Annotated in this window: 8 protein-coding genes and 2 pseudogenes; 8 read left to right on the top strand and 2 right to left on the bottom strand. The window is 41.1% G+C overall.

Features of this window, described 5'->3' with window-relative positions; translation table 11 throughout:
- Positions 1-51: 51 nt before the first annotated feature.
- Positions 52-1,331 (top strand): annotated as a pseudogene (locus ACTNA4_RS13995) (MATE family efflux transporter).
- 95 nt (positions 1,332-1,426) lie between these two features.
- Here the strand turns inward: ACTNA4_RS13995 and ACTNA4_RS14000 are convergent.
- Positions 1,427-3,121, bottom strand: coding sequence for an AAA family ATPase (locus tag ACTNA4_RS14000; protein ID WP_441018888.1), 1,695 nt, complete (start codon positions 3,119-3,121; stop codon positions 1,427-1,429).
- Between the two features lie 107 nt (positions 3,122-3,228).
- Positions 3,229-3,531, bottom strand: coding sequence for a hypothetical protein (locus ACTNA4_RS14005; RefSeq protein ID WP_441030638.1), 303 nt, complete (start codon positions 3,529-3,531; stop codon positions 3,229-3,231).
- Between ACTNA4_RS14005 and ACTNA4_RS14010 the strand changes: the two genes are divergently transcribed.
- The 7 genes and pseudogenes from ACTNA4_RS14010 (at position 3,519) to ACTNA4_RS14040 (ending at position 10,127) form a co-directional block, all read left to right on the top strand.
- Positions 3,519-4,292, top strand: coding sequence for a glycoside hydrolase family 3 protein (locus tag ACTNA4_RS14010; protein ID WP_441030640.1), 774 nt, complete (start codon positions 3,519-3,521; stop codon positions 4,290-4,292). The two genes, ACTNA4_RS14005 and ACTNA4_RS14010, sit on opposite strands and share 13 nt — an antisense overlap.
- Positions 4,293-4,328: 36 nt before the next feature.
- The gene (locus tag ACTNA4_RS14015; protein WP_441030642.1) at positions 4,329-4,898 is read left to right on the top strand and encodes an MFS transporter; all 570 of its coding nucleotides are present in this window, start codon (positions 4,329-4,331) and stop codon (positions 4,896-4,898) included.
- Between the two features lie 45 nt (positions 4,899-4,943).
- The gene (pfkB, locus tag ACTNA4_RS14020) at positions 4,944-5,855 is read left to right on the top strand and encodes a 1-phosphofructokinase (RefSeq protein WP_427820897.1); all 912 of its coding nucleotides are present in this window, start codon (positions 4,944-4,946) and stop codon (positions 5,853-5,855) included.
- An 11-nt stretch (positions 5,856-5,866) separates the two neighbouring features.
- Positions 5,867-7,433, top strand: a pseudogene (locus ACTNA4_RS14025) (PTS fructose transporter subunit IIABC).
- The gene (locus ACTNA4_RS14030; RefSeq protein ID WP_427820896.1) at positions 7,420-7,677 is read left to right on the top strand and encodes an HPr family phosphocarrier protein; all 258 of its coding nucleotides are present in this window, start codon (positions 7,420-7,422) and stop codon (positions 7,675-7,677) included. Before ACTNA4_RS14025 ends, ACTNA4_RS14030 begins: the two are co-directional and overlap by 14 nt.
- Positions 7,678-7,703: 26 nt before the next feature.
- The gene (gene ptsP, locus ACTNA4_RS14035) at positions 7,704-9,350 is read left to right on the top strand and encodes a phosphoenolpyruvate--protein phosphotransferase (protein ID WP_441030644.1); all 1,647 of its coding nucleotides are present in this window, start codon (positions 7,704-7,706) and stop codon (positions 9,348-9,350) included.
- Positions 9,351-9,386: 36 nt separating this feature from the next.
- Positions 9,387-10,127 carry a DeoR/GlpR family DNA-binding transcription regulator gene (locus ACTNA4_RS14040; protein WP_441026823.1) on the top strand — a complete coding sequence of 247 codons (741 nt, stop codon included), beginning with the start codon at positions 9,387-9,389 and terminating at the stop codon, positions 10,125-10,127.
- The last annotated feature ends 147 nt before the right edge of the window (positions 10,128-10,274 follow it).

Consider the following 10,274-nt stretch of genomic DNA (forward strand, 5'->3'; position numbering starts at 1 on the left):
TCCAATTCGGATTTTACGCAGGGGAGTATTATTAAAAAATTAATCACTTTTATGATACCGATACTGGGAGCACTTATTTTACAAGCGGCTTACGGGGCGGTAGACTTGATGGTGGTGGGGAGATTCGGTACTACATCAGGGCTTTCGGCAGTATCTACAGGAAGTCAGGTGCTGAATCTTGTTACGTTTATTATTGTACAGCTTGCGATGGGAATTACTGTTCTAATCGCAAGGTTCATAGGCGAAAAGAAAGAGGAGCAGATCGGCTCTTTGATCGGAGGAGCAACAATCGTATTTGCTATTATGTCAGCAGTGCTTTTTGTTCTAATGGTATGCTTCTCGCGTCCGATTTCATTGCTTATGCAGGCGCCTGAGGAGGCAATTGGATTAACTTCTGTGTATGTGCGTATCTGTGGGGCGGGTATATTTTTTATTGTTGCTTATAATGATCTGGCCGCAATTTTCAGAGGACTTGGAGACAGCAGATCGCCTTTGATTTTTGTGGCAATAGCATGTGTGGTCAATGTTATAGGTGACCTGGTGTTGGTGGCAGGATTTCATCTGGATGCTGCAGGTGCAGCGATTGCAACGGTAACCGCGCAGGCGATCAGTGTTGTTTTTGCATTGTTCCTGCTTGTTAAAAAGGAACTGCCATTTAAGATTTCGAAAGAAGATTTCAACATAAACAATCATGCAGGCGGGCACTTAAGATCGGATTTCCGCTTGCACTTCAGGAGTGTCTCACGCAGATGTCATTTCTTGCTCTTTGTGCATTTGTCAACAGACTGGGCTTAGAGGCGTCTTCAGGATATGGTGTAGCATGTAAGATTGTAAATTTTGCATTGCTGATACCAAGTTCGCTGATGCAGTCGATGGCATCTTTTGTTTCGCAGAATGTGGGTGCAGGGAATGAAAAACGTGCCAAAAAAGCAATGTTTACAGGCATTGGCATCGGTTTGACAATTGGTTGTTTCGTATTTATATTCATACTGTTTAGGGGAGACCTTTTGACCGGAATCTTTACCACGGACGCGGCGGTCGTTCAAAATGGGTTTGACTATTTAAAAGGATTTGCTTTGGAAACGATAGTCACTGCGATTCTATTCAGCATGGTAGGCTATTTCAATGGGCATGACAAAACGCTTTGGGTGATGATACAGGGGTTAGTGCAGACACTGCTTGTACGTCTTCCGTTGGCATATTATATGAGTATTCAGCCCAACGCAAGCTTAACAAAAATCGGTTTTGCCGCACCGGCTGCTACTATGTTTGGAATTGTTCTAAATGTAATATTCTATTTTGGGATGCATAAGAATGAGAATAGTAAATAAGGAGATAAATGAACATATAAAACCCTCTTCGTATATTCGATTATTTCTTACCGAATAACGGAGAGGGGGCTGCCTGTATTATGTGATTGTGAGAATCATGATAGCTTTTCAATCAGGACGGTTTTCCCTTCAAATGCAAAGCCATATTTGCGGATCCGCTCTGCCGGGATCCCTTTGGCGATCAGAGCCTCTGCGTATTGTTTTTCTTCAATCTGCAGCAAAGCATTTTGCGCAGTATCCTGCAACGATTTTTCCCTTTGCGGATTTCTTACTTTGAATTCAATGATAATCGCATCGGATTCATCCGTTTTGGGTTCCAGAAGGACATCATATCTGCCAAATCCACTTTCACGATTAGAAGTAATTGTGTATTGATCAGCTAAATCCACCATCAGTCCTAACACAAAGCCGTGATAGAAACGTTCGGGTTCGGATTTCCTTGCAGGATGTTTTCCAGTATCAAAGGCGCTGAAAGTAATGAGCGCAACCTGATTCATGTAATGGTTCATGGCTTCGATATCATCTAACAGCATTGCTTTTACAAAATCATTGTAACCGCTGTCCGATTCGGCAAACCATCCATGTACCATGTTGGTAAACATGATATAGGATTCTTTGTTGGTTAAGGCCAGATCGTAATACATTTGTCCGGTAGATTCCCTGAATTCGGTATCTGTAACCTTTAAGTAGCCGCTTGCCAATAAGAGGCTCCATATAGCACTTTCTTTCATAGAAAGCTGATTATACACAATCTGTTCATCGATGCTCTCTCTTATCGTTTCCCCATGCAATAACTGTTCAAATTTCTGTTTTATAGTTTTGCTTCCCTCACGAATCAGTTTTTCAATCAGAGCATTGGAACTTGTGTTTGCCCAGAAAGGACGCAATTTCAGGGTATCCAGGTAATTAATGATAGACCAGGGATTGTAAATGTCGGATACATTTCCAAAAGTGAATCCATCATACCATTGTTTGACTTCTGGCATTTTATCAGTTAATCCATACTCTTTTAATGCAGAAAAGACCTCTTCTTCTGTGAAACCAAAGCAGTCGGCATATTCATCTGAAGTGGCAGTAATTACTTTCAGATTGTTTAAATCTGAAAAAATCGATTCACGGCTGATTCTGGTTATGCCTGTCATGACTGCACGTTCCAGATAGGGATTGGTTTTAAAGGTGGCATTAAACATGCTTCTCATATAATCAGTTAAGTCATTCCAATAATCGTTAACATAAGCCTCTTGCATTGGAGTATCGTATTCGTCAAGAAGAATAATCACTTTTTTATGATAATATCGATAAAGATATTCTGATAATTTATGAATTGCCATAGTTGCTATGACATCATCCATGTTCATATTTATATTTTTATAAGCTGTTTTTTCGTCGTCTGACAGATAATCACTTTCCAGAAGAAATCTGTTTTTATTATACAAATCTGTTATAATCTGACCTAATCTGCGCTTTGTTGCGCGAAAAGTGGACTCTTTTACATTTGCAAATGTAAGATATATAACCGGGTAACTTCCTTGAAGAGCTTGAAAATCTTTGTCCTTCCAAATGGCTAAATTAGCAAATAATGCTGATTTTTCAGCATAATCTACGGAGAAAAATTGCTCTGTCATACTCATCGTGAGGGTTTTCCCAAATCGCCTGGGACGGGTAATCAAAGTCACTTTATCACCACTATTCCACCATTCCTTGATGAAATGTGTTTTATCAATATAGAAAAAGTTCTGTGATATTAATTCGTCAAATTCCTGATAACCTATGGAGACTGTTCTTGCCATATTTCCCCTCCTTTTGGGTTCATATTATAGATACACTTTCATTATATCTGTGATTCATCTAAACAACAACCCCTAAATGGATTGACCAAGGGGACAGGTTCCGTGACTCATTTATGAGTCACGGAACCTGTCCCCGTATGACACAAAAACTGTTTTATCTCTTCCGGCTGCAGCAGTGCATAGACACTTCCCTGGAAGGAAGCGGCAATTTCCAGTTCACCATAGCTGCTGGATTCGAAATCACAGTATCCGTCGAAGGCATCCTGAAGGAGAAGCCGGAGTTCCTGGCCGTCGTCACTGCTCATGTAGTCTTTCAGCATCATGCAGCAGGTATGGATATTTTCATAGTATTTCCGATAATCGGGATGAAATTTTAGCATCCAATGACTGGCGGAAAATGCAAATCCCATACGTGGCATGTTGCGACGCGGATGGAAATGTGACAGAGGAATCGTTGAAAGCGGCAAAGGAAGCGGCTGCAAAGCATGAAATAGCTGTGGTCGTTGCAGGACTTCCGGATGCTTATGAATCGGAGGCTCTTGACCGGGAGAATATGATGTTTCCTAAGGGGCATAACCGAATGATCGAAGCGGTTTCTTCCGTAAATGACAATACGGTCGTCCTTCTTCTTGGCGGGAGTGCCATGGAGATTCCGTGGGAAGAAAAAGTGAAAGCAATTCTGTACATGGGACTCCCCGGTCAGGCAGGAGGAGAGGCGGCATATAATCTGCTGACGGGAAAAGCAGTTCCGTCCGGAAAATTGACAGAGACCTGGCCGCTGTCCTATCAGGATGTGGCTTCAAGGGAGACGTTTGAAAAGAAAAATGTAGAATACCGGGAAGGTATCTATGTGGGATACCGCTATTATGACAAGGCAGATAAAGAGGTACGCTATCCATTTGGATATGGACTTTCTTATACCACATTTGCCTACAGTGATATGAAGATTCAGTATAAAGTAACGGAAAATATTATTGCAAAAAGTTATGGCGGAAAAAAAGATATGTCAAATCCGTCTTATCGCATGACACTGATCTGTGCGGTGGACTGTCCGCTTCGTGCAGCGATCATTAACAGTGGAGGTACAATGAATGATTCACTTGCGAAGGGATTACTTCAGATGGCTAATGGACACTATCTTAAGGGGATTGCAGCAATGCTGGGAAAATAATGATAGCAAGCTATATAAAATAAGGAGAAGATAAAAATGAGGGATACAAAAAAGAATTGGCTTCCGGCCAGCCGGATCAAATCGGCAGATGTGACAAAAGGTGAGAAATGGTTGGGGTATTTGGTGGGACCGGCAGGAGCACTCTTGCTGAATGCAGTACTTGCATCTTATCTAAATGTCTATTATGCGGATGTACTGAAGCTTACAGGCGTCTGGGGCGGTGCATTCTTGATGGTATTTCCGATTCTGTCCAAAGTAATTGATGCAGTTACAAACATCGCAATGGGACAGCTGATCGATCGTACAAAGACAAAAGAAGGAAAAGCACGTCCATGGATGCTTTTGTCGGCAGTGCTCTTGCCGATTACCGGAATACTCCTGTTTGCGGTACCGAATGCTTCTGTGACGGTACAGGTTATTTGGGTTATGATTACCGGAATTATCGTAGCGATGCTGTCCCCACCTCTGCTTCTGTCCCCACCTCTGTTTCTGCGAAAACGGAGAAAAGACAAAACAATCATAAATAATCAAAATAAATCAAATTTGTGCAATATATCTAAAACGGAAATTGAATGTTTGCGGATTAGTATGATTGACTATGACTGAAAATGAAGATATAATACAATCATAAAAAAGACAGGAGGTAAAAAGATGATTTATACGGTTACGTTTAATCCATCGCTGGATTACATTGTTTCTGTTGACAATTTTAGATTGGGTTTGACCAATCGTACGAATTCTGAGTTACTTCTTCCGGGAGGAAAAGGAATCAATGTATCAACTGTACTTGGAAATCTCGGAATTGAGAATACCGCATTGGGATTTGTTGCCGGGTTTACTGGTAAAGAGATTATCAGATGTATGAAATTGTCAGGAGTAAAATCGGATTTTATTGAACTTGATCATGGAATATCAAGAATTAATCTGAAGCTAAAATCGATTGATGGAACGGAGATTAATGGATCTGGTCCTGATATTAATGAAGAAGCGGTTGAACAACTAATGAAGAAACTGGATATTCTGGGGAAGGATGACATCTTGATTTTAGCAGGAAGTATTCCGAGTACGATGCCTGATGATATTTACCGGAGAATCATGGATAAGCTTCAGGGAAGAGGGGTTACATGTGTCGTGGATGCGACTCGGGAGCTGTTGTTAAATGTATTGGAATACCATCCGTTTTTGGTGAAACCGAATAACCATGAATTGGGGGAGATATTTCAGGTGGAATTAAAGACAAGAGAGGAAGTTATCCCTTATGCTAAAAGACTTCAGGAAATGGGAGCTGCTAACGTATTAGTATCTATGGCTGGCGAAGGAGCGGTTTTGGCTGCGGAAAATGGAAAGATTTATGCTACGTCCGCACCTAAAGGAGTATTAAAAAATGCTGTTGGTGCAGGCGACTCAATGGTGGCAGGATTTGTTGCGGGATGGATGGAGAAACAGAATTATGAATATGCATTTCATATGGGCGTTTCAGCTGGAAGTGCAAGTGCTTTTTCGGATTTACTGGCAACTAAAGAAGAAATCCAACGTGTTTATCAACAAGTATGTGATCGTTAGGAGGAATGAAGATGAGAATTACAGAATTATTGGATAAGAGAAGTATTTCTCTGGATGCAGCACCGAAAAATAAGAGTGAGGCATTAGATCAGATTGTGGAACTGATGGTTCAGAGTGGCAAGATTGCTGATACAGAGGCTTATCGTAAGCAGGTTTACTTAAGAGAAGAAGAAAGTACAACAGGGATTGGCGAGGGAATTGCTATCCCACATGGAAAATGTAATGCAGTTACAAAACCGGGACTTGCTGCTATGGTGGTGAGAGACGGCGTTGATTTTGATTCTTTGGATGGAGAGCCGGTTACCCTGATATTGTCGCAGCGGATGCGCAGGTTCCAATGGAGCGTTTTGATGGGAAAAAAGTAATTGAATGTCAGGTGTCAGATGGTATTAGTAAAGCAGAAGAACTGATTGACAGAGCAATTGCAGGAAATGCACCAATTTACCATGCGGCTTCAGGAACCAGATCGGTGGCAAAAGCGAAGAAAACCAGTGGTGGTGTTGGACATCAGATTTATACACAATTGATGAATGGAGTTTCTCATATGCTTCCGTTTGTTGTGGGAGGAGGAATTCTAATTGCAATTGCTTTTTTAATCAATGGAATTTGTGTTGATATGAATACCTTAGATATTGTTGAAAGAGCTAATTTTGGTACGATTACGCCGCTTGCTGCATGGTTTAAGAATCTGGGTGGTATTGCTTTTGGATTTATGCTTCCGATATTGGCGGGATATATCGCTATGGCAATCGGAGACAGACCGGCACTTGCACTTGGATTTGTCGGGGGACTGATGGCTGCAAACGGGAAATCCGGATTCCTTGGTGCGCTTGTGATAGGATTCGTAGCTGGATATACGATAATCTTACTTCGGAAAATATGCGATAAATTACCGGAGGCTTTGGAAAAAATAGCTCCGGTTTTGATTTATCCGTTAGTAGGTATTTTACTTGTAGGTGTGATTACATTATTTGTAGTGGAACCGGTTATGGGTGGTATTAATATGGCACTTAACAATGGGTTGACAAGTATGGGTGGCACCAGTAAAGTGATATTAGGTATGATCCTGGGAGGAATGATGGCAATCGATATGGGGGGACCGTTCAATAAAGCTGCATATGTATTTGGAACAGCAGCAATTGCAGCCGGAAACTATGATATTATGGCAGTGGTTATGATAGGTGGTATGATTCCTCCTTGCGCTATAGCAATAGCTACGCTTTTATTTAAAAAGAAGTTTACAAAAGAAGAAAGAGAAGCAGGACCTACAAATATTATTATGGGACTTGCATTTATTACTGAAGGAGCGATTCCATATGCAGCATCAGATCCGATTCATGTATTGCCTTCCTGCATTATAGGATCTGCAGTTGCAGGATCACTTTCTATGGCATTTGGCTGTACGCTTATGGCACCTCATGGTGGAATATTTGTGTTCCCGGTAGTTGGAAACGCGTTAATGTATGTTCTGGCTTTGGTGGTCGGTACAGCCGTACTACCGTACTGCTTGGTGTATTAAAAAAGAATATTGAAGAATACCCACAGGGAAAAGAAGAGAAAAGATATGAAAGAATTTAAATATGTGATCACAGATGCAGAAGGAATCCATGCTCGTCCGGCAGGAGAATTAGTTAAGGCGGCAAAGGCGTTTGAATGTAGTATTAAGCTTACAAAAGAAGGAAAAACCGGTGATTGTAAGAAAATATTTGGAATTATGGGACTTGGGGTTAAGAAAGACAATGAAGTAACTATTACGTTTGAAGGCGCAGATGAAGAGGCTGCATACGAATCAATTAGCAAATTTATGAAAGAGAACCTGTAAACCATAGCATTGAGGAGATATGGACGATGCAGATATATAAAGGGAAAAGTGTATTCGGCGGAATTGCCATAGGAAAAATTAGTGTTTATAGTAAAGCAGAGCAACAGGTAAAGCGGTTAAAAATAGAGAATGTCGAAAAAGAAGTAGAACGTTATCATGAAGCGACAGCAACTGCAATTCAGCAGCTTCAGGAATTATATGACAAGGCATTGAGAGAAGTCGGCGAGGCAAATGCGGCAATTTTTGAAATTCATCAGATGATGCTGGAAGATGATGATTATGCAGAATCCATAGAAAATATGATTCAAATGCAGAAAGTCAATGCGGAATATGCAGTAGCACAGACCGCAGATAATTTTGCCCGGATGTTTTCTTCGATGGATGATGATTATATGAAAGAGCGTGCGGCGGATGTAAAAGACATATCTGAACGATTATTAACTGTTTTGCAAGGTGAAGAATCTCAAGGTGTAGAATCTCAAGAACCTTCAATTATCGTTGCGGATGATCTGGCACCGTCCGAAACAGTACAGCTTGATAAGGATAAAGTGTTGTCTTTTGTAACCGTGCACGGTTCGCTGAATTCACATTCTGCAATACTTGCCAGAACGATGGGGATTCCGGCATTAGTCGGAACAAAGCTTCCGGTAGATGATACGGTAAATGGAAAACTTGGGATTGTAGATGGCACAAACGGCATTATCTATGTAGATCCGGATGAAGTGACTTTAGGTAAAATGAAAGAGTTTCAGAAGATCGAATTAGAGAAAAAGAAATTACTTGAAACCTTAAAGGGTAAGGAGAATATCACACTTGACGGTCAAAAAATTCTGTTATATGCTAACATTGGTAATACAAAAGATCTGGCAACAGTTTTACAGAATGATGCAGGTGGAATTGGGCTATTTCGAAGTGAATTTATTTATCTTGAGAGAGAGGATTACCCGACAGAAGAAGAGCAGTTTCAAATATATAAGGCTGTAGCAGAAACTATGGCTGGAAAACGTGTTATTATCCGGACATTGGATATCGGTGCAGATAAACAATGTGATTATTTTAAGATGGAAAAAGAAGAGAATCCAGCCATGGGATGTCGAGCAATACGAATTTGTTTGAAACGTCCGGAAATATTCAAAACACAGCTTCGGGCACTTTTCAGGGCCAGTGTGTATGGGAAGATTGCAATCATGTATCCTATGATAACCAGTGTAAAAGAAATACAAAGAATCAAGGATATTGTTACACAGGTGAAGGCTGAATTGGAAGAAAAAGGTGTTGAGTATAGAGAGCCAGAGCAGGGAATTATGATTGAAACTCCTGCAGCGGTTATGATAAGTGATCAACTGGCAAAGGAAGTGGATTTCTTTAGTATTGGAACGAATGACCTGACACAGTATACACTGGCGATAGACAGGCAGAATACAGCACTTGATGAATTCTATGATCCCCATCATCCGGCAGTACTGCGGATGATCTCAATGGTAGTGAATAATGCACATAAAGCTGGTATTTGGGCAGGAATTTGCGGAGAACTTGGTGCAGATCGCGAACTTACAAAGGAATTTCTGGTTATGGGAGTTGATGAACTGTCGGTATCTCCTGGAAACATTTTACCTATCCGTAAAATTGTGCGAGAGACAAATGTGAAGGAGTACAAAGAATACCGAAAGTAGACTTTTCATGAAGCCGGAAAAGAATCGGAGGATCATATGCTATCAGAACAGCGTTATGCGTTGATATTAGAAGTTTTAGAGAAAAAACGCAGCATAACTGTAAATGAATTAACAGAATTATTGAATATTTCAGAATCGACAGCAAGAAGAGACATTACAGCTCTTGATAAAGCTGGTAGACTTGTGAAAGTTTTTGGAGGTGCCATCGCACTGGAAGATTCAGTTTTGTCATCAGAGCCTACAGTAGCACAAAAGACAGAAGTTCAGATAGAAGAGAAAAAGAGAATAGCGAAATATGCAGCGTCCTTGATTGAACCAAAAGATTTTGTGTATTTGGACGCAGGAACCACAACAGGATACATGATTGAATATCTTGAGGAAAGAAGTGCAACATTTGTGACAAATGCAGTTGCACATGCACAGAGACTTGCGGCAGAAGGAGTACGTGTTTTCATGATCGGTGGAGAATTAAAAAGCTCTACAGAAGCGATTATTGGAAGTGAAGCTGTGATGGCACTTAAAAATTATCATTTTACAAAAGGATTTTTTGGTACAAATGGAATAAGCAAAGTGCATGGTTTTACAACACCTGATATTAATGAAGCACTTGTGAAGAAAACAGCAATGAATCAATGCAAAAGAGTATATGTCCTGGGAGATTATTCAAAGTATAATGTGATAAGCTCTGTCACTTTTTCGGAATTAAAAGGAAGAAATATTTTAAGTGATCAAATTCCAGAAGAATTTAAAGATATGCCGGAAATAGTTTTGTGTTAATAGGGACGGAGCATTTGCCCCCAGCAGCGCCCTTTGGTCATCCGGATAAAAAAGGTGAAACAGAGGTGGGGGGGGGGGGGGGGGGGGGGGGGGGGGGGGGGGGGGGGGGGGGGGGGGGGGGGGGGGGGGGGGGGGGGGGGGGGGGGG

It is taken from the genome of Bariatricus sp. HCP28S3_A7, assembly GCF_052066375.1.
Lineage (GTDB): Bacteria > Bacillota > Clostridia > Lachnospirales > Lachnospiraceae > Allocoprococcus.